Below are 26,935 nucleotides of genomic sequence, written 5' to 3'. Positions count from 1 at the left end.
GGCGAAGAGTTTAATAGATATTTATTGGATTCTGATAACTTCTTATTAAGTGTACGGCCACCTTATAGGTTTGCCGACCGTACTGTAATCACGAAGGAGTCTCATGAACGTACTTGTTGTCAACGCCGGCAGCTCGAGCCTTAAATATCAGCTTTTGGATACCGATACCCGCGAGGTTTTCGCCAAGGGCAACTGCGAGCGTATCGGCTCGGAGATGGGCACCTTTGGCCATTCCGAGAACGGTGGTGCCAAGCTGACCGAGGAGATTCCTTTTCCCGATCATCGCTGCGCCATTGCGCGCGTGCTCGAGGAGCTCGAGAAGACCGACTTTACGATCGATGGCATCGGCCACCGTATCGTTCAGGGTGGCTGGCACTTCGATGATTCCGCGGTCGTCGACGATGAGGTCATGGCTAAGATCCTTGAGGTGGCCCCGCTCGCCCCGCTGCACAATTACGGCGAGGCCGCGGCAATCGAATATTGCCGCGAGAAGTATCCGGAGCTGCCCAACGTGGCCGTCTTCGACACCTCGTTCCACATGACCATGCCCGAGGTTGCCTACACCTATGCGCTGCCCAAGGACGTGTGCGACAAGTACCACGTGCGCAAGTACGGCGCCCACGGTACGAGCCACCGCTACGAGTGGATGATGGCCAAGGAGATTCTGGGCTCGCGCTGCCACCGCCTGCTCTCGTGCCATTTGGGCAACGGCGCCTCGCTTGCCGCCATCGAGGATGGTGTGTGCCGCGACACCACGATGGGCCTCACGCCGCTCGACGGCCTGATGATGGGAACCCGCTGCGGCTCCATCGACCCGGCTACCGTGTGCTACCTGCAGCGCGAGGGCGGCTACAGCTACCAGGAAGTCGACGACATGATGAACAAGCAGTCCGGTCTGCTTGCCATCTCGGGCATCTCCAACGATGCCCGAGACATTCGTACGCGCGCTTCCGAGGGTGACGAGCGCTGCCTGCTTGCCTTCGATATGTTCGCATACAAGGCCATGCAGCAAGCTGGTTCCATGATTGCCTCCATGGCGGGCGTGGACACCATTACCTTTACCGCCGGCATCGGCGAGAATGACTGGTCGATCCGCAAGGCCTTCTGCGACTGCTTTGAGTGGCTGGGCGTGCGTATCGACAACAACAAGAACCGCGAGGCCGTGGGCAACGGCCCACAGGTCATCAGCGCCGCCGGTTCCGCCGTCACGGTCATGGTCATCCCCACCGACGAGGAATACATGATCGCCCACGACGTCGAGCGCCTGACCGCGAATAACTAGTGCGTTCGCTTGCGATTGAACGAAAGGCCTCCTGAGCAGCAGCTCAGGAGGCCTTTTTGCTAGCAGGCGGAAATTCCAGTCCCAAAGTGATCATCACCAGTAACGCCTGCGCTCCCAGCAACGACACCCATCCATTCAGATCCTCAGCCCCAGCTCGTAGCCAAGCCGCCGTCCACTCCAGATGCTCTGAATGCTTCGTAGCAGTAGAAGGCCGTACGGGCTAACCCCTGAAAACATTCCGCAGACCAGAAACGCCCCCGTTCGTAGCTCCGAAGGAGCAGAACGGGGGCGTTTCATTGGTCGAGGACGTTTTCAGGGGTTAGCCCGTACGGCCTTCGGGCGAGTGCGTCCGCTACTCAGCCATCTGAGCCTGGACGGCGGTGATGGCTACGACACCCACGATGTCGTCGGCAGAGCAGCCGCGCGACAGGTCGTTGACCGGCTTGGCGATGCCCTGCAGAATGGGGCCGTAAGCGTCGGCGCCGGCGAAGCGCTGGACCAGCTTGTAGCCGATGTTGCCGGCCTCGAGGTCGGGGAACACGAGCACGTTGGCCTTACCGGCGACGGAGGAGCCGGGAGCCTTGAGCTGGGCGACGGTGGGGACGATAGCAGCATCGAGCTGCAGGTCGCCGTCGATGGCGAGCTCGGGTGCCTTCTCCTTGCAGAACTTCACGGCCTCCTGGACCTTCTTGGCGACCTCGCCACCGGCGGAGCCCATGGTGGAGTAGGAGAGCATGGCCACGTGCGGCTCAACATTGCCCATAAAGGTGGACCAGGAGTGGGCCGAGGCGATGGCGATCTCGGAGAGCTCGTCAGAGGACGGGTTGATGTTGAGGCCGCAGTCGGCGAAGATCAGCGTACCGTCGGTGCCGAATTGCGGGGTGTCGGTGCACATCACGAAGAAGGCCGAGACCAGCTTGGTGCCCGGGGCAGTCTTGAGGATCTGCAGCGCGGGGCGCAGGGTGTCGGCGGTGGAGTGGCAGGCACCGGAGACCAGGCCGTCGGCATCGCCCATCTTGACCATCATGGTGCCAAAGTAGGTGGCGTCCATCACCTGGGCACGAGCCTGCTCGATGGTGACGCCCTTCTTGGCGCGGAGCTCGGCAAACTTCTGCGCGTACTCCTCGTGCTTCTCGGCGTTGCGCGGGTCGATGACGGTGGCGCCGGGAACATCGATCTCGTCGGGGTTGCCCAGGATGACAAGCTTTGCCAGGCCCTCCTCGATGATTTTGTTTGCCGCGACGATGGTACGCGGATCCTCGCCCTCGGGCAGGACGATCGTCTTAAGGTCGGCCTTGGCGGCAGACTTCATACGGTTTAGGAAATCGCTCATGTTACTCCTTACAAGCGTTTTGCTAAGCTCCAGGCCCTCGGCTGTACACGAATAAACCCGCTGCTAGCGGGTTTACCTTTCAATAATGTACGCCGCGGTGCTTGAGCTTTCCTTGTGTGGCAAGCTCATTATAGGACGCATTAGCGCTATAATCGCTCTGATAAATATGTCTCGACGTATGTTCGAGAAAAAGCCCAGTTAAAAAGCGTGTGGCTTTTGACAAGGAGTATCGATGCAGATTACCTCAGGCCTGCCTGAAGGCTTTAATGCCGGTGCGTACGACATGATCGTTGTCGGCGCCGGTTATGCCGGTGCCGTTTGCGCCCGCCGTCTTGCCGAAACTATCGGCTATCGTGTTGCCGTTTTGGAGCGTCGCGGCCACATCGCGGGTAATGCCTACGACTGCACTGACGAGGCCGGAATCCTGGTCCACGAGTACGGTCCGCACATCTATCACACTTTTAACGAGCGCGTCCATAACTTCCTGTCGCGCTTTACCAAGTGGACGGACTACCAGCACAAGGTGCTCGCCAACATCAACGGCACCCTCATGCCCGTACCCTTTAACCATGCGAGCCTCAAGCTTGCCTTTGGCGATGAGCGCGGCGAGGAGCTGTACCAAAAGCTCGTGGAGACCTTTGGCAAGGACGTCAAGGTGCCCATTATGGAGCTGCGCAAGAAGAACGACCCGGATCTTGCCGAGGTCGCCGATTATGTCTATGAGAACGTCTTTTTGCATTACACCATGAAGCAGTGGGGCCAGACGCCCGACCAGATCGACCCCTCGATCACCGGCCGCGTTCCCGTCTTTGTGGGCGATGACGATCGCTACTTCCCGCAGGCTCCTTTCCAGGGCATGCCGCAGGACGGCTATACCGCGCTGTTCGAGCATATGCTCGATCACGATCTGATCGACGTATTCTGTGACGTAGACGCCCGTGACCTCTTTGAAATCGACGAGACCACCGTCAAGATCGACGGCAAGGTCTATGGTGGCGAGATCGTCTACACCGGTCCGCTCGACGAGCTGTTCAACCTCGACCTGGGCGCGCTGCCGTACCGCACGCTCGATATGAAGTTCGAGACGCTCGATTTGGATCAGTTCCAGCCCGTGGGCACCGTCAACTACACCACGAGCGAGGACTATACGCGCATTACCGAGTTCAAGAACATGACTGGTCAGGTCCTGCCCGGCAAGACCACCATCATGAAGGAGTACTCCAAGGCCTATACGCCCGGCTCGGGCGAGACGCCGTACTACGCTATTCTGGAGCCCGAGAACCGTGAGCTCTACGAGCGCTACCTTGAGCGCGTCCAGAACCTGACGAACTTCCACCCGGTGGGTCGTCTGGCCGAGTATCGTTACTACGATATGGACGCCGTGACCAATTCTGCCCTCGATCTTTCGGATGAGATTATCGCCTGCCATGCATAAAGTCATAACATTCGGTATTCCCTCATATAACGCCGCCAAGGACATGGACCATTGCATTACCTCCATCTTGGAGGGGAGCAATTACGCCACCGATATCGAGATTATCGTGGTGGATGACGGCTCCAAGGACGAGACGGCCGCCAAGGCCGACGAGTGGGAGGCCCGTTATCCCGGAATCATCCGCGCGGTGCACCAGGAGAATGGCGGCCACGGTATCGCCGTCCTCTCGGGCCTGCGCGAGGCGCATGGTACGTACTATAAGGTCGTTGACTCGGACGACTGGCTCGACGGTGCGGCGCTTTCGACCATGCTGTCGATTCTGCGTGGCTTTGAGGAGCGCGACCAGCGCGTCGACCTGTTTATCTCGAACTACGTGTACGAGAAGGTTTACGAGGGCACGCACACCGCTATTGGCTACAAGTTTGCCCTTCCGCGCAAAAAGATTTTCTCTTGGGACCAGATCGGACACTTCCGTCCCGATCAGAACCTGCTTATGCACAGCCTGTGCTATCGCACCGATGTGCTGCGTGAGTCCAATCTGCCTATGCCGGCACACACGTTCTACGTGGATAATATCTACGCATACGTGCCGCTGCCGCGCTGCAAGACCATGTACTACGCCGACATCGACCTCTATCGCTACTTTATCGGTCGCGAGGGCCAGAGCGTCAACGAGGCCACGATGGTCAAGCGCCTGGACCAGCAGTTCCGTGTGACGCGCATCATGATGGAGTCGTTCCACCTGTACAGCGATGTTGAGTCGTCGCGTCTGCGCTCGTACATGATGGGTTATTTCACTATGATGATGGCGATCTGCTCGGTGCTCACCAAGCTTTCCGACGAGGATTGCGCCGACGAGCGCCTGAAGACGCTGTGGAATGATTTGAAGGCCTATGACGAGCGTATGTATCGTCGTGCACGTTACGGTGTGGTCGGCTTCTTCACTAACCTCCGCGGTCGTGCCGGAGACAAAACCACACTCGGCCTATACCGTCTTGCCTCAAAGATCTTCAAATTCAACTAACTGCTGAGTAATCGCTGCTGATAGGTTGACAGGGCCCCTTGGCCTTTAGTTTGCCACTGCGAACAGTCCTGCTCGCACGGAAAGCACATTGAGTGCTTTCCGGCTCGTGCGGAACTTGTAGCAAACTAAAGGCCAAGGGGCCTCTGCTATAAGAATCGATTGTCAGGTTATTTGAATTTGAAGATCTTCGACGCGCGGTACACAGGGGCCTGGGCTGAAAAGAATTAGATTGGAAGTCGGTCGGAGGCGGGCGGGCATTACGTTTGTCGCGAGTTCCGCATGCAAAGAAGGCCACTTAATGTGGCCTTCGTCTTGCATAGGACTGTAGAGCAGCAAACGTAATGCCCGCCCGCCTCCGACCGACGGTCGAGTGAGATTACTTTGCGGCGCCGGGGATGCCGTGGGAGGTTTTGGCGGTTTTGGCTCCGTTTACGATGGCAGTTTCCAGGGCCCTTACTGCGAGCATGCCCAGCAGGTCTAGGGGAACGGCGGCGCTTGCCTGGGTGCCCAGTTTGCCGCTGGCGAGGGTGTAGATGGTGTCGCCGTCGTTGGTGGTGTGTGTGGGACGGATGGCGTGTGCGTAGGCGTCTGCGGCCATCTGGGAGACCTTGGTGGCTTGCGCCTTAGTGAGTTCCACGTTGGTGACGATGCAGCTGATGGTGGTGTTGGTGCGGTCGAGCGGCATCTGCATGGATCCGGCGGCAGCAAAGGCTGCGAGTTCCATGTCGACGATCTGGTCGCTATCGGCGGCGGCGCGCATGCCGGCGACCCACTCGCCGGTGAAGGGGTCGACCACGTTGCCGCAGGCGTTGACCGAAACCACGGCGCCTACCTTAACGGGACCGAGCGCCACGGCGGCAGCGCCAAGGCCGGCTTTCATGCAGGTGGTGGGCCCCATGAGCTTTCCGACGGTGGCACCCGTGCCGGCACCTACATTGCCCTGCTCGAGCGTGGTGGGGGTGTTGTCGAGTGCTTCGCGCACGGCGGCGATGCCGGCCTCTATGTCGGGGCGAACGGTGGGGTTACCAAAGGCGAGGTCGAAGATACAGCTGGAGCACACGATAGGCACCTGCGTGGGGCCGACGGGAAGGCCGATGCCGCGGCTCTCAAGCTCGCGAGCGACGCCGCTTGCGGCCTCCAGGCCAAAGGCCGATCCGCCCGAAAGGCAGACGGCGTGGACCTTGTCGACGGTGTTCTCGGGTCGCAGCAGGTCGGTTTCGCGCGATGCCGGGGCACCGCCGCGAACGTCAACACCGCCGGTGGCGCCCTCGGTTGCCACGATTACGGTGCAACCGGTGCCGGCCTCCTCGTCCGTGTAGTTGCCAAAGCAAAAGCCATCGACATCGCAAACGTCAATGGCCTCAAGCAGTGTATCCATGTTTTACTCCTATCGGTTTTCCGCCGGGCCTTATGCCCGGTCGGGATCCGTACGGTACGCCGAAATTGTAGGCGCTGGGGGATACCCAGCGCCAGATGCAATTACGATAGTTTTTGAATCGCACGCGCGACGCGAGCGATGGGCAGGCCCACCACGTTGTAGAAGTCGCCCGAAATATCATGCACGAGCATGCGTCCTCCTGTGCCCTGAATGCCGTAGGCGCCGGCTTTGTCCATGGGCTCGCCTGAGGCGACGTAGCGCTCAATCTGCTCGTCGGTGAGCTCATAGAACGTCACGTCGGTCACATCGACAAACGACAGGCTCTCGGCGGCGTGCGGGGCTGTGGCGTCTCCGGCTCTAACGATGCAGACGCCGGTTGCGACCTGATGCGTGCGCCCGGAGAGCTCGTGGAGCATGGTACGGGCTTCGTCCTCGTTTGCCGGCTTACCCAAAATCTTGCCATCGAAGGTGACGATGGTGTCGGCCGCGATGGTCAGCTCACTGGGATCGGCGTGCTCGGCGGCAACGGCGGCAGCCTTAGCGCGAGCCAAGCGCTCGACAAGCGTAAGCGGGGCCTCGTTATCAAAAGGAGTCTCGTCGATGTCAGCGGGAATGACGCGGATGTCGTAGCCCGCTTCGCGCATCAACTCGATGCGGCGCGGTGATTGCGAAGCCAAAATCATAGCTGAATGCCCTCGGCAACCTTCTCGACAGCCTTGTCTCCAGCGAGCGTACGCAGCAGCTCAAGCGCAAAGGGGAGTGACTGGGCCATGCCGCTGGCGGTGATGATGTTGCCGTCGTGCGTGACCTTGTCGCCGGTATAGGCGCCCTCGGGGAAGCTCTTCTCAAAGCCGGGGAAGCACGTGGCGTGGCGTCCCTCGAGCAGGTCGAGCTCGCCCAGGATAAACGGGGCGGCGCAGATGGCGGCAACGTGCTTGGTCGCGGCGAAATCGCAGACTACGTCGCAGACGCGCTGGTCGGCGCGCAGGTTGGTGGCACCGGGCAGGCCGCCGGGCAGCACGACGCAGTCGTACTCGTCAAAATTGATCTCATCAAAGAGCGCATCGCAGGTCACGGGGATCTGCAGCGAGCTTACGACCTCGCGCGTGGGCATGATCGAGACAAGCGTGGCGCGCACGCCGCCGCGACGCATGACATCGACCATGGTCAGGCATTCAATAGTTTCAAAGCCATCGGCGGCGAGAACGGCAACGCTGGGCATGAGGGTTCCTTTCATAGGCGGCATACAATTAGCCGTCTTATACCCCGAAGACCTCCGCTTGCCACGCTCGATTTCCCAATGTTTAAAATAGCCCCGTCCGAATTAGCTACCCCCACCCATCCTCAACAATCTCAAGCTGTAACATCCATCGACCAAAACTAGCCCCAACTGTTACAGATCGAGACAGTCCCCAACAGCACCGCCCCGTTCGGGGAGCGACCGCCACAGGTACGGCGGGCAGAGGCACTTTTTTCCTCGGTTTTTCTTGACGGAATCTCACCTGTTGTAGTACATTGTCCCAGTCTAAAAACGCGTGGACTTTTCTGGGCGCTAGCCACCTTTTTGCCACGTAACCGAGCAGTCGGTTGCGTGGCTTTTTTCGTCTTGGCAGCAGGTGCCACATGCACCGCCAGAAGACCGCACGAGCCCACCTTCCGACTGCAGGGAACAGACGCACGAGACGTGCGTCTGCAAGGCAGCAGACGGAGGGGAGCCTAATGGCAGGAACAAACACAATCAAGCAACAGGCCGCCGGGGCGGGAGCCACGGGCGTGGGACAGGCCAAGGCGGCGCTCCAGGTCTTTGCGGGCGGCGCCTGCTACGGCGCGATGGCCACGACCTACAAGCTCGCCTACGCCGCGGGCTTCACCTCGGCACAGGTGGTGGCGAGCCAAGCGTGGCTCGGCTGCCTCTTCTTCGCCCTCGCCACGCTCGCAGGGCACGCACTCGGGCACCGCTGGCAGCGCGTGGGCTGGAAGCTCGCCCTTAAGCTCATGGGCCTGGGAGCCCTCACCTGCCTCACCTCAATCCTCTACTGCTACGCCATGAGCGTGCTGCCCGCCCCGGTGGCACTCACGCTCCTCTTCCAGTTCACGTGGCTGGGGCTCGTGTGGCAGACCGTCATGACGCGCCGGCCGCCGAGGCCCCTCCAAGTGGCCTCCGCCCTGGCCATCGTCTTCGGGACGGTGTTCGCGAGCGGCGTTTACAAGACCGGCATCACCGGGTACGACCCCGTGGCCCTGCTCTGCGCGCTGGGGGCGGCCGTGTCCTGCTCCCTCTTTGTCACCCTCTCCGGCAAGGTCGAGGCCCCCTGCTCGTCCGAGCAGCGCGGCGTCATCGTGTGCGCGGGCTCCGTGGTCATGTCGCTCACGGTGTGCCCGGACTACGTCGTCTCGGGCGTCCTCGCCCAGGGCATCCTGCCCTTTGCCGTCATCGCCGGCTTCTTTGGCATGCTCTGCCCGGTCTTGCTCTTCGGCATGGGCTCTCCGCACCTGCCCGCGGGTCTCTCCACTGTCATGGCCGCCGCGGAACTCCCCGCCGGCCTGCTCATCGCCATGATCGTCCTCGGCGAGCCGCTCGGCGTCGTCGAGTGGCTGGGCGTCGCCATCATCCTCGCCGGCGTGTGCCTGGCACAGGTCCCCTCCCTGCTTGGAGGCCGGGAGGCACGTCGCGCCGCCGCAGGACAAGCCATCAGCTAGTCACCCCTTCACGGGCGGCCCGCGCGCATCAGGGAAAGGGCCACGGGCCCGGCGCGTGAGGTCGCAAGGACGTTATAAAGCGTCCCCGCAGAGGTGGGGGCGCCAGAGAGAAGGAGGCACCATGCCATTTCCAAAAGGGTTCCTTTGGGGAGGAGCCACCGCTGCTAACCAATGCGAGGGAGGTTATGACGAGGGCGGCCGCGGCCTTGCCAATGTCGACGTCATCCCACACGGGTCGGAGCGCAACGACGTAAGTCGCGGCCTGAGGCGCATGCTCGACTTTGAGCCCGGGTACTACTACCCGGCCCAGACGGGCATCGACTTCTACCACCACTACCGCGAGGACATAGCCCTCTTCGCGGAGATGGGCTTTAAGGTCTTTCGCCTCTCCATCGCCTGGAGCCGCATCTTCCCCAATGGCGACGAGGAGGAGCCCAACGAGGCCGGGCTCGCCTTCTACGAGGACGTGTTCCGCTGCTGCCGCGAGCACAGGATCGAGCCCCTCGTGACCATCACGCACTTCGACTGCCCCATCCACCTCGTCAAGAAGTACGGCGCCTGGCGAAACCGCGCCCTCATCGAGCTCTACAAGCGGCTGGTGAAGGTGCTCTTCAACCGCTACCGCGGCCTCGTGCATTGGTGGATCACGTTCAACGAGATGAACATGATCTTGCACCGTCCCTTCATGGGTGCCGGCATCGTCCTCGAGCCCGGGGAGAATGCCCGCGAGGCCGAGTACCGCGCCGCGCACAACGAGCTCGTGGCGAGCGCCTGGGCCACCAAGATCGCCCACGAGGTCGACCCGGAGAACAAGGTTGGCTGCATGCTCGCCGCGGGAAGCTACTACCCCTACTCCTGTCGTCCCGAGGACGTCCGTGCAGCGCAGGTCAAGAACCAGGAGGACCTCTTCTTCGTGGACGTGCAGGCACGCGGGCACTACCCCGGCTACGCGCTCAAGATGCTCGAGCGCGAGGGCATCGACGTGGGCATGACCGCCGAGGACGAGCGCATCCTTGCGGAGAACACCGTCGACTTCATCTCGTTTAGCTACTACTCCTCGCGCTGTACCGCGGGCGACCCCGATTCCGTGGGCGGCGTCGCCGAGGGCAACGCCTTCGCCGGCGTAGAGAACCCCTACGTGCGCACGAGCGACTGGGGCTGGGTCATCGACCCGCTGGGGTTCCGCATCACGATCAACGACCTCTGGGACCGCTATCAGAAGCCGCTCTTTGTGGTGGAGAACGGCCTCGGCGCCTATGACGAGGTGCTTCCCGACGGCACGATCGAGGATGACTACCGCATCGCCTACCTGCGCGAGCACATCGAGGCCATGCGTGACGCTATCGAGCAGGACGGCGTCGAGATGCTCGGCTACACCACCTGGGGGCCGATCGACCTCGTGAGCGCGGGCTCCGGCGAGATGGAGAAGCGCTACGGCTTCATCTACGTGGACCGCGACAACCTGGGCAACGGCACGCTCGAGCGCAGGCGCAAGAAGAGCTTCTACTGGTATCAACAGGCCATCGCCACCAACGGAGGCGACCTGGGCTAACCACCCGGGCAATATCACTAAGGAGAAAATAATGGCAGAAAAATACGACGACCTGGCCAGATCCATACTCGAGAACGTAGGCGGCGCCGAGAACGTCGCCAGCGTCGCGCACTGCATCACGCGCGTGCGCTTCAAACTCAAGGACGAGTCCCGCGCCAACACGGCCAAGATCGAGGCCCTCAAGGGCGTCATCCAGGTCATCCAGGCCAACGGCCAGTACCAGGTGGTCGTGGGCAACATCGTCGAGGACGTCTACGACGCGGTCCTGGAGGCCGGCAACTTCTCGGGCGGCGCAAGCGCCGACGACGAGCCCCAGGGCGATAAGACCGTTGCCTCCGTCATCATCGACCTCATCTCTGGCATCTTCCAGCCCATCCTGGGACCGCTTGCCGCCGCAGGCATCATGAAGGGACTGCTTGCCCTCATCACCTACTTCGTCCCGGCCTTTGCAAACGACGGCCTCTACACGCTGCTCTACACCGTGGCTGACGGCTTCTTCTACTTCCTTCCCGTCGCCCTGGCGTTCAGTGCCGCGCGCAAGTTCCGCATGAACGAGTTCACCGGCGTGGCAATCGGCGTGGCGCTCCTCTACCCGACGATGGTCGCCCTGACCTCGGGCGAGGCGCTCGGCAGCATCGACCTCGGCGTGGCCGGCACGTTCTCGTGGTACGCCACCGCCCTCGGGCTCCCCATCATCATGCCCGTGTCCGGCTACGTGAGCTCGGTGATCCCCATCCTTCTCATGGTGTGGTTCGGCTCTATCCTTGAGCGCTGGCTCAAGAGCTGGATGCCGGCTGCGCTCAAGATGTTCCTTGTCCCGCTCGCCACGATGACGGTCTCCATCGTCTTGGGCTACCTCATCATCGGCCCGGTGGCCACCCTCATCACCAACCTGCTGAGCGCGGCGTTCTCGTTCATCTTCCAGCTCCCCGTGGTTGGTTCCGTCCTGGGCAGCGCCCTAGTCGGCGGACTGTGGATGTGCCTCGTCATCTTCGGCTTCCACTGGAGCCTCATCCCCATCTCCATCATGAACCTGAACACCCTCGGCCACGATAGCGTGCTCGCCGCCACCATCGGCCACGGGTTCGCACTCGGAGCGGTCATCTTTGCCATGTACCTCAGAAACAAGGACGAGCGCTTCCGCGGCATCGCCCTTCCCGCGATGATCTCCGCCTTCTTCTTCGGCGTCACCGAGCCGGGCATCTACGGCATCGCCCTCCCCAACAAGCGCGCGTTCGTCGTGGCATGCCTGAGCTCCGCCGTGGGCGGCGCTATCGTGGGAATGACTGGCGCTCTCATGTACATCTCGGGCGGCCTCGGCGTCTTCAACCTGCTCAACTTCATCGACGGGACCCCTGGTGGCGCCGGGATCTCCCACATGATCTTCGCGATCATCGCCTCGCTCATCTCCGCCGTCCTGGCCTTTGTTATCGAGTTCGTCACCTACCGACCCAACGACGAGGAGGAAGGCGCCCACTAGCTTGCGCCCCCTCAATCAGCTCTATGTAATTGAGGAGCAGTTGAGGTGGGTGAGGGCCGAGGGCGATCAAGGTGGCCGCCCTCGGCCCGGGACAACCTGCCAGAAGGCGTTTAGCTTTCTCGGGCGGCGCTGAAATGAACTGCGCCCCGAAACTTAGACGGGTCAATTTGCGGCCTATGCCGCACATGGGGACTGATTCCGGAACTCCTCCGGGGTCAGTCCCTTTTGCTTAACCTGCCTCCTCTTGTTCCAGTGAACGGTGTAGGCGTGGAGGTCCCGCTTGAACTCCTCGAAGCTCCGCCACGACCGGTTCCTGTAGAACTCGTCCTTCAGGCGCCCGGGCAGCAGCTCCGTCGCAAGAGCTCGCCCTCGCGCGCCGCCGGCCCCGGCCGGGTCCGGGCGCCCTTCGGCCTTCGGTGCGCCCGTATCCCCTGTCGCAAAACTCTGCTGCAAGAGTCCTCAGCGCGGCGTCGTGTCCGACTTTCCCGTCCATAAAGAAGCCCCTCATTTCTAATGTCCAAGAAATGAGGGGGCGGTTCAATTTCGGGACGGGGATTAAATAATCATTCAGAACAAATTTTTTTATCCCCGTCCCAGAAAAATCATCGGGCGTGGTCTTGGGCAAACGGTCTAGTTACGCTTGAGGTGGACGACGGTTTCGCAGTGGAAGGTTTGCGGGAACAGGTCGACTGGCGTGATCTTGACGGGGGAGAAGGTGCCTTCTTCGACAAAGCGTTTGAGATCGCGCGCCAGGGTGGCCGGGTCGCAGCTCACGTAGGCGACATCGCGAGCACTCGTGCTGGCGATAAGGTCGATCACCTCGGGGGCGAGGCCTGCGCGCGGCGGGTCGACCACCAAGACGTCGGCATCCTGGTCGGGGAACTCGCGCACCGCGTCTCCGCCAATGACGTCGACGTTATCAAGCTTGTTGATCTCCAGGTTACGGCGCAGGTCGCGCACGGCCGGGCCGTAGGCCTCGACGGCGGCGACGAAGTCGCAGCGGCGGGCGAGCGGCAGGGTAAAGGTTCCGGCGCCGCAGTACAGGTCCACGGCAAGCTCGTCTTCTTGCGGGTCGAGCGCTTCCATGACAAGCTCGATCAAAATCTCGGCACCCTTGGTGTTGACCTGGAAAAAAGACGGGGCAGACAAGCGCATCTGACCCTCGGCGATATTCTCGGTCCATGAGCCCTCTCCGGCGAGCATTTCGACCTTGGAGACACGGCGGGCCTTCTTTTCGCCCTTGCTCATCACGCGCACGATGCTCGTGGGATGAGCGGCGTCCGCCAGCACGCGGGAGACCTGCGAGCGCGGAAAAGAGCCTGTAGGCGTCCAGAGTGCGACCTCGAGTGCCTTGGTACGGCGCGATGCACGAATGCCCACGCGTTCGAGTCCCAAGTCATGGCTGCCGCTTAGATAGTTGAGTGCGCCGACGACCGATTTGAGCGCCTTCGGGAAGCGCTTATCGAACAGCGGGCACGCATCGACGGTCACGATTTTGCTGGGGTCGACACCGTGCATGCCAAGGCGCACGCGACCGTTGACGACGGTCGGTTCGAGCTCGATTTTATTGCGGTAGCCCCAGTCGTCCTTGGTGTGGCAGATGGGCTGTACCAACTCATCGACCTGCTCAGGAGCGAACTTGCCGATGCGCTCGAGCGTGGAGCGCAGGTTTTGCTCCTTGGCGGCGAGCTGTGCCGTGCGTGAGAGATTGCCCCACGAACAACCGCCGCAGATGCCAACGAAGGGGCAGGGGGGCTGAATGCGATCGGGGCTTGGCTTGAGAATCTCGGTGGTGCGGGCGCGCATGAACGACTTGCCGTCCTGTACGACCTCGGCCTCGACGGTGTCGCCTGCCACGGCGCCCTGCACAAAGACGGCCTTGCCGTTGTCGGCGTGCGCCAGCCCGTCGGCGCCGTAGGTCATCGATTCTATAGTGAGCTTCATATCCCTGCCTGTCATTCGCGTTGTTATTCGCACCATGGTAGCAGGGAAAAGCGCCCCGCATCCGAGGCTTTCCTCAAATGCGGGGCGCTTCTACAAACTGCTTCTACAAACGACTATTTCGTCTTGCCGGTAATGAGCGTCTTAAGACCCAGGCCGATCAGGCCCAGGCCCATGCGCACACGACCGGGGCGATGGCGCTCGATGGCCTTGGTCTTGCCGGCGGGCTTATCGCGACGGGCGCTCGTCTCGGGTGCGGGCTTAGCTGCCTGCGGCTCGGGCTGAGGTGCAGGTGCGGGCTCGGGCTCAATGACGGTCGCCTGGACCTTCTGAACCTCGGGTGTGGCCGGCTGCGGCTTAGGAGCAGGGGCGGGCTTTGCCTCAATGACGGGCTCGGGCGCGGCCTCGGCGTTGCGGTAGGCACGCTCCAGCAGGGCTTCCTGCGAGTTGAAGGGTTTCTCACCCTCTGCGCGCTCCACGGGGACCCAGGTGCCGTCGCTCGTGAGGCTGCGGGCCTTCACGTTGTCGCGCAGCTGCATGCTCATGTACTCGTGCACCAGGGCGCGGCAGGTGGGGTCGAGCACGGGGAAGGCGATCTCCACGCGGTGCTCGGTGTTGCGCGTCATCATGTCGGCCGAGCTCAGATAGATCATGTCCGAGTCCACGCCAAAGGCGTAAACGCGCGCATGCTCCAAAAAGCGTCCGACGATAGAACGGACATGCACGTTCTCGGTCTTGCCAGGAACGCCCGGCTTGAGGCACGAGATGCCGCGGATGATCATGTCCACGCGGACTCCTGCGCACGATGCCTCGGCGATCTTGTCGATGACCTCGCGGTCGGTGAGCGAGTTGAGTTTAAAGAACACGCGGGCGGGCTCGCCGGCGAGGGCGCGCTGGATCTCGCGGTCAAGCCCGCGCATGATGAGCGGTTTCAGTCCGACGGGCGCCACACCCAGGAAGCGGTAATCGCCGCGCAGGTTGCCCAGCGACAGGTTGCGGAAGAACAGGTTGGCGTCCTCGCCGATGCCGGGGTGAGCGGTCATGAGCATAAAGTCGCTGTAGAGTTTGGCCGTCTTCTCGTTAAAGTTGCCGGTGCCCAGCAGCGTCAGGCGCGTTAGCGCCATGCCCTCGCGATAGGTGAGCTGGCAGATCTTGGAGTGGCACTTAAAGCCCTCGGAGCCGTAGATGACGGTGCAGCCGGCCTCTTCCAGGCGCTCGGCCCACTCGATGTTGTTCTGCTCGTCAAAGCGCGCGCGGAGCTCCATGAGCACCGTGACCTCTTTGCCGTTCTCGGCGGCATCGATCAGTGACTCGCACAGGCGGCTCTGCTTGGCCACGCGGTAGAGCGTGATGCGCAGCGAGATGCACTCGGGGTCGTAGGCGGCCTCGTGCACCAGATCCAGGAAGGGGTTCATGGCCTCATAGGGATAAAAGAGCAGCTTGTCGTGCTGAAGTACCTGCTCGCGGATGGAGCGGGTCATATCGATGGTGGGGTTGGGCTGCGGCTTAAACGGCGTAAAGAGCAGCTCGTTGCGCAGGTGCTCGGGAATCTTACTCTCAATGCCAAAGACGTAGCCCAGGTCGAGCGGGATATCGCAGGTAAAGACAGAGCGGCGCGAAAGCTCGAGCGCCTTGCGGATGGTCTTGAGCGTCGCCTTCTCGAGCGACCCCGAGACCGCGAGCACTACCGGCTGCAGACGCAGGCGCTTCTTGAGGATGCGCTTCATGTGCTGGCGGTAGTCCTCTTCCTCTTCGACGCCCTCGCCGTCCGGATCGATGTCGGCGTTGCGGGTGACGCGGATGAGCGCGCGGTCGAGTGGCTTGTAGGAGCCAAAGCAGCTGTCCAGGCAGGCGAGGATGACGTCCTCGAGCAAGATGTAGGAGTAGGTGCCGGTGGGCGAGGGGATCTCGACCACGCGGTTCATCGAGGCGGGAATCTCGATTAGGCCCAGCAGACTTTCCTCGTCGGTGACGCCGTCCAGGCCGCAGGCCAGATAGAGTGCGCCGTTGCGCAGGTTGGGGAAGGGATGGCGCGGGTCAATGACCAACGGCGAGATGACCGGCGACACGTAGGCCTGGAAGTAACGGGTTACAAAGGTGCGCTCCTCGGGCGTAAGCGAATCGATGCAGGCGCGGTGAACGCCTAGGATGTCGAGCTTGCCCTCGATGCTCTTAAAGATGGACTCCCATCGGGTAAGGAGCCCGGGCATTTCGGTCATGACAGCATCGACCTGTTCGGAGGCGGTCATATTGCTCTTGTTGTCGACAGGCTGTTTTTTGAGCTCCGCCAGATCGGACAGGCCGCCCACGCGTACCATGAGAAACTCGTCGAGGTTAGACTCGAAAATCGACACGAACTTTAGACGCTCGAACAGCGGAACGGTCTCGTCGAAGGCTTCGTCAAGCACACGGTTATCAAAGCGCAGCCAGCTGAGCTCTCGGTTCTGCGTGTACGAGAAGTCGCGCGGCGGTTTGCGCAGCTTTGCGGCGGCTTGCTTTTTTTCGATTTTGCTCGGCATATGCATCTGTCCGTTCAGTCCCCGCAGGGGACGGTTGCCTAACACTATTCACTATTGTCTCAATTTAGTCGACTTGTGGCACGGACGTATTGTGCGAACGGTATCTTAACCTACTTCTTACGCTGTCAAGCCATAGAGCTGACGCCCGTCGCGTTGCGAAAAACGGTCTAGATCCTCACTCAACTGCTGAGTATGTGTGAATAAGAATGATAGATAGCTGAATATCATCGAATACAGGCAGAAACACGAACAAGCGTCATTTATATACATAAAACCGTTGTAGATATGCAATTCTTAATCGAAAGATTGGAGTTGTAATTGCGAATGATTTTTGAGAAAAAAGAGCGTTTACCTTAGAAAAGCTACTTTAGAACGCCGAAGTGCATTATGGGGGAATCATATTCGATATACCGTTCATCGAACTTTGTTGACCGTTCGGGGGCGAGGTGGAATTGCGGTTGGAATTTGGATATAACTAGAGCTGTCAGCAAGCAGCACCCGTTACGGAAGGGTGCTGAGAGATTCGGCCGAAAGGCCCGAAAGAAAGGTAGGAGGCCATGACGAAAGGTCTGCACGTGCCTTCCGAGATCGGCAAGCTCAGGAAGGTCTGCCTGCACCGTCCCGGCGACGAGCTCCTCAACCTGCCGCCCGACGAGCTCGAGCGACTCCTGTTCGACGACGTCCCGTTCCTGGAGGTCGCGCAGCAGGAGCACGACACCTTCGCCCAGATCCTGAGGGACCAGGGCGTGGAGGTGCTCTACCTCGAGAACCTCGTCGCAGAGGTGTTCGACCAGGTCCCCGGCGCCCGCGCCGAGTTCACCGACCAGTACATCGCCGAGGCAGGCATCCGCGGCCAGCACATGCCGCAGATCGTCCGCGAGAAGCTGGACTCCATCGAGGACAACCTCGAGTTCGTCAAGAAGACCATGGCCGGCATGACCAAGGCCGAGATCGACATGCCCCTCACGGCGTCCACGACCCTCGACTCCCTGGTCAACTCCGAGTCCGAGTCCGACCTGATCATCGACCCGATGCCCAACCTCTACTTCACCCGCGACCCGTTCGCGGTCGTCGGCGAGGGCGTCAACCTCAACCGCATGTACTCGGTCACCCGCAACCGCGAGACCCTGTACGGCAAGTACGTCTTCAAGTACCACCCCGACTACAAGGACGTCTCCCTGTACTTCCGCCGCGACTGCCAGTTCCACACCGAGGGCGGCGACGTGCTGAACATCAACGAGAAGACCCTCGCCGTCGGCATCTCCCAGCGCACCCAGGCGGCCGCCATCGACGTCATGGCCCAGAACATCTTCTGGAACTCCGACTCCAAGGTCGAGCGCATCCTGGCCTTCGACATCCCCGTCTCGCGCGCCTTCATGCACCTCGACACGGTCTTCACCCAGATCGACGTCGATAAGTTCACGATCCACCCCGCCATCATGGGCACCCTGCGCGTCTACGAGCTGACCGCCGGCAAGAACCCGGGCGAGGTCAACATCCGCCTGATCGAGGACACCCTCGAGCACGTCCTGGAGGACGCCACCGGCGTCGACCAGGTCAAGCTGATCCCCTGCGGCGGCGGCGACCCGATCGCGGCCTCCCGCGAGCAGTGGAACGACGGCTCCAACACCCTGTGCGTCGAGCCCGGCAAGATCTGCGTCTACGCCCGCAACACCGTCACCAACGACGTGCTGTACAAGGAGGGCCTGGACCTTCTCGTCGTGCCCTCCGCCGAGCTCTCCCGCGGCCGCGGCGGCCCGCGCTGCATGAGCATGCCCTTCTGGCGCGAGGACCTCTAAGGTTTTCCGTTTCCGGTGCGGTCCCCCTACAACCGCACCGGTTTCGCCCGTCAAACGGGCACCACTTTTTAGTAATTCACTTTTTCGAAAGGATACGAACCATGGGTGTTAACCTCTCCGGCCGTAGCTTCCTCAAGCTCCTCGACCTCACCACCGAGGAGATCGAGTACCTGCTCAAGCTCTCCAAGAACTTCAAGGACATGAAGCGCGCCGGCGTTCCTCACCGCTATCTCGAGGGCAAGAACATCGTCCTGCTCTTCCAGAAGACCTCCACTCGTACCCGCTGCGCCTTCGAGGTCGGCGGCATGGATCTGGGCATGGGCGTCACCTACCTCGATCCGGGTTCGTCGCAGATGGGCAAGAAGGAGTCCATCGAGGACACCGCCCGCGTTCTCGGCCGCATGTATGACGGCATTGAGTTCCGTGGCTTTGCCCAGGACGACGTCGAGGAGCTTGCCGCTAAGTCCGGCGTGCCCGTGTGGAACGGTCTGACCACCGAGTGGCACCCCACCCAGATGCTCGCCGACATCCTGACCGTCCAGGAGAACTTCAACTACGACATCAAGGGCAAGACCCTCGTCTTCATGGGCGACTGCAAGAACAACGTCGCTCGCTCCCTCATGGTCGTCTGCTCCAAGCTCGGCATGAACTTCGTGGCCTGCGGCCCCGAGGAGTGCATGCCCGCTGACGACGTCATCGAGGCCTGCAAGCCCATCGCCGAGGCCAACGGCTGCACCATCAAGCTGACCACCGACGTCAAGGACGGCGTCACCGGTGCCGACGTTCTCTACACCGACGTTTGGGTCTCCATGGGCGAGCCCGACGAGGTCTGGGCCGAGCGCATCGCTCAGCTCACCCCGTATCGCGTTACCTCCGAGGTCATGGCTATGGCCAACCCGGGTGCCATCTTCCTGCACTGCCTGCCCAGCTTCCACGACACCAACACCACGATTGGCGCCGAGAAGTGCGAGCAGTTCGGCATCACCGAGCAGGAGGTCACCGACGAGGTCTTCGAGAGCCCCGCTTCCAAGGTCTTCGACGAGGCCGAGAACCGCATGCACACCATCAAGGCTGTCATGTACGCTACGCTCAAGTAAGAGCATCTAGCATCTCGCTCGGGGTGCATTGCTGCGCACCCCGAGCACTTTTGTCTGGTAAAAATCTCGCACCGAACGACATGCACGGCACGGAAGAGCCGCTTCGGGCGAGATCAGTAAATGATTTATGAAGGGGGGATGAGAACTATGACTGAGACCGCTAAGAAAAAGCGCGGTATGCCTTCATCGTTCACCATTCTTCTTGCTCTGCTGGCAATCGTCGCGGTTGTTACCGTTATCGTCTCCGGTACGTCCGGTGGCGCGGTTACCGCTGCCCGCTTGAGCGATTTCTGCACCGCCCCGGTCAAGGGCTTCGCTGACGCTCTGCCCGTCTGCCTCTTCGTTATGATCCTCGGCGGCTTCCTCGGCATGATGACCGAGACCGGCGCCCTGGACAACGGCATTGCCGTTCTGGTGCAGAAGCTTAAGGGCAATGAGATCATGCTCATTCCCGTGCTGATGCTCATCTTCTCCCTCGGTGGTACCACCTATGGTATGTGCGAGGAGACCGTTCCCTTCTACGCCCTGCTCGCCGCTACCATGATGGCTGCTGGCTTCGACCCCATGGTCGGCGCTGCAACCGTCCTGCTCGGCGCTGGCTGCGGCTGTCTCGGCTCCACGGTTAACCCGTTTGCCGTCGGCGCTGCCGTCGACGCTCTGACCGGCGTTGGCATTGAGGTCAACCAGTCCATCATCATCGGCCTCGGTGCCGTCCTGTGGATTGTTACCACCGCCATGTCCATCTTCTTCGTCATGAGCTATGCCAAGAAGGTCAAGGCTGACAAGGGTTCCACCATCCTTTCGATGCAGGAGCTCAAGGACGCCGAAGAGGCTCACGGCAAGGCTGCTTCCGAGGTTCACAAGGAGGTCAAGCTCACCGGTCGTCAGAAGGGTGTTCTGATCGCCTTTGCCTTCACCTTCGTCGTCATGATCGTCGGCTTCATCCCGCTGGCCGACCTTAACGAGGGCGTCGCCAACTTCTTCGATGCTGGCGCTGTCTATGACGCCGACGGTAACGCCATCGTTCAGGGCTGGTCTGCCCTGATCACCGGCCTGCCCATTGGTCAGTGGTACTTCGACGAGGCTTCCACCTGGTTCTTCCTCATGGCTGTCCTGATCGGTATTATTGGCGGCCTGTCCGAGAAGCAGATCGTCAACACCTTCATCACCGGCGCTGCCGACATGATGTCCGTTGTCCTCGTCATCGCCCTCGCCCGTGGTATCTCCGTCCTCATGGCTAGCACCGGCCTCGACGTCTACGTCCTCGACGCTGCCGCCAATGCTCTGGCTGGCCTGTCCGGCGTGATCTTCGCTCCCATGAGCTTCCTGGTCTACTTCGGCCTGTCCTTCCTAATCCCCTCGACCTCCGGTATGGCTACTGTCTCCATGCCCATCATGGGACCGCTGGCTGTTAAGCTCGGCTTCTCGCCCGAGGTCATGGTCATGATCTTCTCCGCCGCCATCGGCGTCGTGAACCTGTTCACCCCGACCTCCGGCGCCATCATGGGCGGTCTTGCCCTGGCCAAGATCGAGTGGACGACCTGGCTCAAGTTTGCTCTTAAGCTCATCGTCGCTCTCTCCGTCGTCTGCGCCATCATCCTGACCGTCGCTTGCGTGATGCTCTAAGTACCCCTTGGGTACCCCACGGAAACCATGACGATCCTGTAAAGGATCACCTGGTCATCGTCTGTCCGGTGGGGTAACCCCACCGGTAGACTCCTACCTTTAGCCTCCTCCCGTTCCGTGCGCGGGAGGGGGCGCACTTATGTTCCGCGGTTTTACCAAACCGCGGAACCACTCGACGCTGCGCGCCGCCCAGAACTACAATTTGTCATTCAAAAGGCAAGGCATGACCAAAAGGTCTATGCCTTGCCTTTTTCATGCCAACTTGTACGTTCTGGACGGCGCTCGCTGACTTATGCTCAACCTGCGACGCTGTTATTGTTGGTGCAGGGGAACAGCTTGCCCGCTCTGGTGCCCGTTCGTTGACTTTGGCTCTGCCTGTGACGTTTCCATTGTTGGTGCGGAGTGACTTGGTTCCTGCTTCAAATTAGCTATCCCGGGTCCCCGGTGGTTGCGATGGCGTGTTTGGTTGGTGCCTGTTGATGGCCTGGGCATCGGGGAGGGCAGGCTCCGTTATAATCGCGTAGGAACTTAATTTACGAAACGGGACGGGAGCCATACATGCGCCAGGGTTTCGACAACGCGAAGTATATCGAGCTGCAGGCTGCTCACATTAAGGAGCGCATCTCGCAGTTTGGCGGCAAGCTGTATTTGGAGTTTGGCGGCAAGCTGTTCGATGACTATCATGCCAGCCGCGTGCTACCGGGTTTTGAGCCGGACAGCAAGTTCCGCATGCTCAAAAGCATCGCCGACGATGTCGAGGTTATCATCGCGATCAACGCGAACCACATCGAGAAAAACAAGGCTCGTGGTGACCTTGGCATTACCTATGACGAGGACGTCTTGCGCCTGGTCGACCTGTTCCGCGGCAACGGTTTTGCTGTCGCGGCCGTGGTTATCACGCAGTATGCCGGTCAGCCCGCTGCCGACGTCTTCCGCAATCGTCTGAATGCACTCGGCATTCCCGCCAAGCTGCACTATCCCATTGAGGGCTATCCGCACGACGTCGATCTGATCGTTTCTGACGAAGGCTACGGCAAGAACGAGTTCGTCGAGACCACGCGTCCGCTCGTTGTCGTGACGGCGCCCGGCCCTGGCTCGGGCAAGCTCGCCACTTGCCTCTCGCAGCTGTATCACGAGCATAAGCACGGCACTGCCGCCGGCTATGCCAAGTTTGAGACCTTCCCGGTCTGGAATCTTCCTCTGACGCATCCGGTCAATATTGCCTACGAGGCCGCCACGGCGGACCTCGACGATGCCAACATCATCGATTCCTTCCACCTTGAGGCCTACAACAAGACCACGGTCAACTACAACCGCGACGTCGAGGCCTTCCCGGTGGTCCGTGCCCTGATGGAAAAGATCCTGGGCAAGAGCCCCTACCAGAGCCCCACGGACATGGGCGTCAATATGGTCGGCTTTGCCATCACCGATGACGATGCCTGCCGCGACGCTTCCAAGATGGAGATCGTCCGCCGCTACTTTACCGCGGTCGAAAATGTGCGCCGTACCGGCGTGGGCGATGAGCAAGTCGATCGTCTCAAGATTATTATGAAGAAGGCCGGCATCGATAAGAACTATTCGCCGGCACGCTCGGCCGCCCTTACTAGGGAGCAGCTGACGGGCGGTCCCGTGGGCGCCATGGTCATGCCGGACGGTTCCGTTGTGACCGGTAAAACCTCAACGCGTTTGGGCGCTGCGAGTTCGCTGATCATGAACGCCCTCAAGCATGTCTCGGGCGTCGACCTTGAGCTCGAGGTCATCAGCGACGAGGCGATCGAGCCCATCAGCAAGCTCAAGACGCATTTCCTGGGCAGCAAAAACCCGCGCCTCCACACCGACGAGACGCTTATGGCGCTGTCGATCACCTCGGCTACGAGCGAGACGGCCGCTCGTGTCCTTTCGGGCCTGGAGCAGCTGCGCGGTTGCGATGCCTTCTTTAGCGTGATTATCTCGCCGACGGACGAGACGGTGTTGCGTAAACTGGGCATCAACGTGTGCTGCGAGCCCAAGTTTGAGCGCCGCGGTTTCTTCCATCGCTAAGTTTGAAGCACCGCGGTAATTGCATTGCATTTTGGCCGTATCGGGTTAGCGCCCGGTACGGCTTTTTGATCAATAAAGCGCCTATTTCGGCGAAAAATAGCTGTTTACCTGCCTAGAAACAATTTGAGCGGTATACAATAACCGTAACTGTTTCATCCTTAGCGGGATGCCGCATGATGGATATTACCTGCCATCGTGAGGTGTGTCGGTCGCGCACGGCGCGTTAGATGCTCGTGCTCGGTTTGAGGAGGCTGCTATGGCGGGCAAGGGTCGTGCGAGTGTCAACGATATGAAGCGTGTCGAGGTGCTGGTGTTGATGGAGATCGACCAGCAAACCGAAGACAATGGCGGGCCGTATGGTTTCTCGCGCAAAACGCTTGCCGAGCGCGTGGGGGTTTCGCCGTATCGTGCCCGCGCCGCAATCGATCGCTTGGATTCCGAAGGTATGATTGATGTCGTCTCGCGTTATAGCGACGACGGCGGTCAGCTTGCAAATGGCATTTGCCTCACCGAACGTGGTGAGTGGTATCTTGAGGGCGTCCGTACCGGCATGCTCGTTCAAGAAATGCTTGAGGACGAGGTTGCTGATCGATAGCAGCATGTAACCCTTGCCATAGCGACGCCGCCTGGGAAACCGGGCGGCGTTTTGTTTCAAGATCGAGAAATGCAATCGCACGCGAGAAAAATTGCGGACGGTCCGCGGCGCGAGTATTACAATGAAGACCCGTAAGATGTGGATAAACAACTTCTACGGGAAGCGCAGGTAACTCAATATGACCAAGCATGTGTTCGTAACCGGTGGCGTGGTTTCGTCCCTGGGCAAGGGTATCACCGCGGCCTCGCTGGGCCGTCTGCTCAAGTCGCGTGGCTACAAAGTAACGATGCAGAAGGCCGACCCGTATCTGAACGTCGACCCCGGTACCATGAGCCCGTTCCAGCATGGTGAGGTCTTTGTAACCGAGGATGGTTACGAGTCCGACCTGGACCTGGGTCATTACGAGCGCTTTATTGATGAGAACCTGACCCGCGATTCCAACTTTACGACCGGTGCCATCTACAAAAGCCTAATCGCCCGCGAGCGTCGCGGCGACTTTTTGGGCGGTACCGTGCAGGTGATTCCCCACGTCACCAATGCCATTAAGGACAAGTTCCGCCGCATCGAGGAGCAGACCGGCTCCGATGTAGTCATCACCGAGCTGGGCGGCACGATCGGCGACATCGAGTCCCAACCGTTTGTCGAGGCCATCCGTCAGTACCGCAAGGAGGCCGGCCCCGAGAACGTCTGCTACATCCACGTGTCGCTCGTTCCCTATATCGCCGCCGCCCACGAGGTCAAGACCAAGCCTACGCAGCATTCCGTCAAGGAGCTCCGCAGCTTTGGTATCCAGCCCGATATCATCGTACTGCGCTCCGACCACCATATCGATGACGCTATCCGCGGAAAGATCGCAAGCTTCTGCGACGTCGACACCGATTGCGTCTTTACCAACGAGGACTGCGCGAGCATTTACGATGTTCCGCAGCTGCTTGCCGAGCAGGACTTTGACCTGCGCATTTGCGAGCGCCTGGGTCTGGATCCGCGTGAGCGCGACATGAGCGAGTGGAACGAGTTCCTGCGCAAACAGAATCACGCCAACCATCACGCCGACAAGGTGAAGATCGCCGTCGTGGGTAAGTACACGCAGCTGCCCGATGCGTACCTGTCGGTTATCGAGGCCCTGCACCATGCGGGCGTCTTCTACGATCGCCATGTGGACGTCCAGCTAGTCGACGGCGAGAGCCTCGATGAGCAGAATGTCTCCGAGGTTCTAGGCGACGCCTCGGGCATCCTGGTCCCCGGCGGCTTTGGCAAGCGCGCCCTGGAGGGCAAGATCCTCGCGGCCGAGTTTGCCCGTGAGCACAAGATTCCGTATCTGGGCATTTGCCTGGGTATGCAGGTCGCCGTGTGCGAGTTCGCCCGCAATGTCGTTGGCCTTGCCGGTGCCAGCTCCTCCGAGTTTGATCCGGACGGTCCGTATAGCGTCATCGATCTGATGAGCTCGCAGGAGGACGTGACCGAGAAGGGCGGCACCATGCGCCTGGGCGCCTATCCGTGCAAGCTCGCCGCCGATACTCTTGCTCGTGAGGCATATGGCGAGGAACTCGTCTACGAGCGTCACCGTCACCGCTTTGAGTTCAACAACGCCTTCCGCGACCAGCTCGAGGACGCCGGTTTGGTTATCTCGGGTCTGTCGCCCGACGAGCGCCTGGTCGAGATGGTCGAGCTGCCGCGCGACGTGCATCCGTGGTATGTGGCAACCCAGGCTCATCCCGAGTTCAAGAGCCGCCCGACCAACCCGCAGCCGCTGTTCCGCGAGTTCGTGCGCGCTTCGATCGGCCAGCACGAGGGTGTCGACCGTCTGCAGGTGACGCCCATGAACCTCGCTACGGACTAAGGGTGCCGGCGAATAAGGAACATACCGAAGCTACTCCCTCGTCGCTCGCCGTGGCGGCGGGGGAGTATCTCGATTACCTCGCGGTCGAGCGGGGCTTGGCGCGCAACACGATTGCGGCCTATCGTCGTGACCTGACGACGTACTGCGCCTATCTGGAGCGGGCGGGTATTGTGTCTTTTGAAGAGGTGACCCGTCAGATCGTGGAGGGTTTTGTCGCCGATCGCCGCGACGGAGGCTATTCCGACGCCTCGGTGGAGCGTGCGCTTGCGGCCGTGAAGGGCCTGCATGCCTTTTTGGTGCGCGATGGGGCCGTGGCCCAAAACCCGACGGCGGCGTTGCGCCTGCCTAAAAAGGCTGAGCGTTTGCCGGAGTATCTATCGGTGGAGGATGTCTCGGTGCTGCTCGATCAAGACTTTCCCGAGGGCGAGATGGGACTGCGCGACCATGCCATCTTGGAAGTGCTCTACGGATGCGGTTTGCGTGTGAGTGAGCTGGTTGGGCTCGATGTGGGCGATATCCATATTGACGATGGCTTTGTACTCGTTCGCGGTAAGGGCTCAAAGGAACGCCTGTCCCCACTGGTGGGAAGCGCGGCGCGAGCTCTGACGCTCTATGTAACTGAGGGGCGTTCTCGCTTGGCGGCCCATGCCCGCGGAACCGAGACCTCGGCGGTCTTTTTAAATAAGAACGGACGTCGCCTGTCGCGCCAGGCCGTGCATGCGATATGCGAGCGGTATGGGCGTCAGGTGGGGCTGGTGGGGCTCCATCCCCATACCTTGCGCCACTCCTTTGCCACCCACATGCTCGCGGGTGGTGCCGACCTGCGTGTGCTGCAGGAGATTTTGGGCCATGCCGATATTTCGACCACGCAGGTCTACACGCATGTCGACCGAACGCAACTGACCGAGGTCTATCTGGCGGCGCATCCGCTGGCGCATCGTTAACACATCGCTGACCTGTATATTTATAGGTATTTGGGGACGGGCCCCAGATTGCCGTGGCGTGCTTTTGCGCGCGCATGGGCAATCTGGGGTCCGTCCCATTTTTCGCCACTTGGCGTCGCGGTGGTGGGCCGCACGTGCCTTGGGTGGGGGAGTTTGGGGGCGATGTGAACGGCATGTAAAGGGACGCAAAAATCGCCTCAAGGTCAACTTGAAGGTTGAGGTTCGCGGGCGTGGTTCTACAGGTGGCATCCCGCCGTTGCTGCAAACACAACATATTGTGTTTTCGAACATATGCTCGGGGGTGTTTTACAACATATTGGGGGTGGAATGGTGGGGAGGGGTGGGGGAAG

General features: G+C 60.8%; 20 protein-coding genes. 13 read left to right on the top strand and 7 right to left on the bottom strand.

Going from position 1 to position 26,935, the window contains the following annotated elements; all coding sequences use genetic code 11:
• The first annotated feature begins 103 nt into the window (after positions 1–103).
• Positions 104–1,282, top strand: a complete 1,179-nt coding sequence (locus tag DXD56_RS04620; protein ID WP_117640339.1) for an acetate/propionate family kinase — start codon at positions 104–106, stop codon at positions 1,280–1,282.
• 352 nt (positions 1,283–1,634) lie between these two features.
• Here DXD56_RS04620 and pta read toward each other — a convergent pair whose 3' ends face one another.
• Entirely contained in the window at positions 1,635–2,615 is a 981-nt protein-coding gene (gene pta, locus DXD56_RS04615) for a phosphate acetyltransferase (RefSeq protein WP_117640338.1), read from the bottom strand.
• Between the two features lie 232 nt (positions 2,616–2,847).
• Between pta and glf the strand changes: the two genes are divergently transcribed.
• Positions 2,848–4,050, top strand: a complete 1,203-nt coding sequence (glf, locus tag DXD56_RS04610) for a UDP-galactopyranose mutase (RefSeq protein ID WP_117640337.1) — start codon at positions 2,848–2,850, stop codon at positions 4,048–4,050.
• Positions 4,043–5,074, top strand: a complete 1,032-nt coding sequence (locus DXD56_RS04605; RefSeq protein ID WP_117640336.1) for a glycosyltransferase family 2 protein — start codon at positions 4,043–4,045, stop codon at positions 5,072–5,074. Before glf ends, DXD56_RS04605 begins: the two co-directional genes overlap by 8 nt.
• A gap of 376 nt (positions 5,075–5,450) precedes the next feature.
• Here DXD56_RS04605 and DXD56_RS04600 read toward each other — a convergent pair whose 3' ends face one another.
• The 3 genes from DXD56_RS04600 to DXD56_RS04590 all read right to left on the bottom strand — a co-directional run bounded on the left by DXD56_RS04600 (position 5,451) and on the right by DXD56_RS04590 (position 7,674).
• Positions 5,451–6,452, bottom strand: coding sequence for a P1 family peptidase (locus DXD56_RS04600; RefSeq protein ID WP_117640335.1), 1,002 nt, complete (start codon positions 6,450–6,452; stop codon positions 5,451–5,453).
• A gap of 101 nt (positions 6,453–6,553) precedes the next feature.
• Positions 6,554–7,135 carry a nucleoside triphosphate pyrophosphatase gene (locus DXD56_RS04595; RefSeq protein WP_117640334.1) on the bottom strand — a complete coding sequence of 194 codons (582 nt, stop codon included), beginning with the start codon at positions 7,133–7,135 and terminating at the stop codon, positions 6,554–6,556.
• Complete coding sequence (locus DXD56_RS04590; RefSeq protein ID WP_117583934.1) at positions 7,132–7,674, bottom strand: DJ-1 family glyoxalase III; 543 nt, start codon at positions 7,672–7,674, stop codon at positions 7,132–7,134. The genes DXD56_RS04595 and DXD56_RS04590 overlap by 4 nt, the downstream gene beginning before the upstream one ends.
• 497 nt (positions 7,675–8,171) lie before the next feature.
• Here DXD56_RS04590 and DXD56_RS04585 point away from each other — a divergent pair, with 497 nt between their 5' ends.
• The 3 genes from DXD56_RS04585 (at position 8,172) to DXD56_RS04575 (ending at position 12,184) form a co-directional block, all read left to right on the top strand.
• Positions 8,172–9,152 carry an EamA family transporter gene (locus DXD56_RS04585; RefSeq protein ID WP_117640333.1) on the top strand — a complete coding sequence of 327 codons (981 nt, stop codon included), beginning with the start codon at positions 8,172–8,174 and terminating at the stop codon, positions 9,150–9,152.
• Between the two features lie 121 nt (positions 9,153–9,273).
• Positions 9,274–10,704 (top strand): 6-phospho-beta-glucosidase, encoded by a 1,431-nt coding sequence (locus DXD56_RS04580; RefSeq protein ID WP_117635389.1) that lies wholly within the window; start codon positions 9,274–9,276, stop codon positions 10,702–10,704.
• A gap of 31 nt (positions 10,705–10,735) precedes the next feature.
• On the top strand, positions 10,736–12,184 hold the full coding sequence (locus DXD56_RS04575; RefSeq protein ID WP_117640332.1) for a PTS transporter subunit EIIC: 1,449 nt from the start codon (positions 10,736–10,738) through the stop codon (positions 12,182–12,184).
• A 174-nt stretch (positions 12,185–12,358) separates the two neighbouring features.
• Here DXD56_RS04575 and DXD56_RS10270 read toward each other — a convergent pair whose 3' ends face one another.
• From DXD56_RS10270 to ppk1, 3 genes are all read right to left on the bottom strand, one after another.
• Positions 12,359–12,637, bottom strand: coding sequence for an IS3 family transposase (locus tag DXD56_RS10270; RefSeq protein ID WP_199411543.1), 279 nt, complete (start codon positions 12,635–12,637; stop codon positions 12,359–12,361).
• Positions 12,638–12,814: 177 nt separating this feature from the next.
• Positions 12,815–14,143, bottom strand: a complete 1,329-nt coding sequence (gene rlmD / locus DXD56_RS04565; protein WP_117640331.1) for a 23S rRNA (uracil(1939)-C(5))-methyltransferase RlmD — start codon at positions 14,141–14,143, stop codon at positions 12,815–12,817.
• A gap of 98 nt (positions 14,144–14,241) precedes the next feature.
• A complete protein-coding gene (gene ppk1, locus DXD56_RS04560) occupies positions 14,242–16,644 on the bottom strand; it encodes a polyphosphate kinase 1 (RefSeq protein ID WP_233524933.1) in 2,403 nt (800 codons plus the stop codon).
• Positions 16,645–17,201: 557 nt separating this feature from the next.
• On the opposite strand from ppk1, the gene arcA reads away from it, so the two are divergent.
• From arcA to xerD, 7 genes are all read left to right on the top strand, one after another.
• Entirely contained in the window at positions 17,202–18,443 is a 1,242-nt protein-coding gene (gene arcA, locus DXD56_RS04555; protein ID WP_117564676.1) for an arginine deiminase, read from the top strand.
• Positions 18,444–18,544: 101 nt separating this feature from the next.
• Entirely contained in the window at positions 18,545–19,540 is a 996-nt protein-coding gene (gene argF, locus DXD56_RS04550) for an ornithine carbamoyltransferase (protein WP_117584234.1), read from the top strand.
• Positions 19,541–19,678: 138 nt separating this feature from the next.
• Positions 19,679–21,166 carry a YfcC family protein gene (locus tag DXD56_RS04545; protein WP_369831814.1) on the top strand — a complete coding sequence of 496 codons (1,488 nt, stop codon included), beginning with the start codon at positions 19,679–19,681 and terminating at the stop codon, positions 21,164–21,166.
• A gap of 558 nt (positions 21,167–21,724) precedes the next feature.
• On the top strand, positions 21,725–23,206 hold the full coding sequence (locus DXD56_RS04540) for a DUF1846 domain-containing protein (RefSeq protein ID WP_022094206.1): 1,482 nt from the start codon (positions 21,725–21,727) through the stop codon (positions 23,204–23,206).
• 256 nt (positions 23,207–23,462) lie between these two features.
• Positions 23,463–23,801 carry a hypothetical protein gene (locus DXD56_RS04535; RefSeq protein WP_040358312.1) on the top strand — a complete coding sequence of 113 codons (339 nt, stop codon included), beginning with the start codon at positions 23,463–23,465 and terminating at the stop codon, positions 23,799–23,801.
• Between the two features lie 178 nt (positions 23,802–23,979).
• Complete coding sequence (locus tag DXD56_RS04530; RefSeq protein ID WP_006234274.1) at positions 23,980–25,641, top strand: CTP synthase; 1,662 nt, start codon at positions 23,980–23,982, stop codon at positions 25,639–25,641.
• A 2-nt stretch (positions 25,642–25,643) separates the two neighbouring features.
• Positions 25,644–26,585, top strand: coding sequence for a site-specific tyrosine recombinase XerD (xerD, locus tag DXD56_RS04525; RefSeq protein WP_199411542.1), 942 nt, complete (start codon positions 25,644–25,646; stop codon positions 26,583–26,585).
• Positions 26,586–26,935: the final 350 nt, after the last annotated feature.

The sequence above is a fragment of the Collinsella sp. TM06-3 genome, assembly GCF_003436395.1.
Classification (GTDB): Bacteria; Actinomycetota; Coriobacteriia; order Coriobacteriales; family Coriobacteriaceae; genus Collinsella.
Note: the sequence above shows the minus strand (reverse complement) of the source record. Positions and strands in the feature narration are given on the sequence as shown.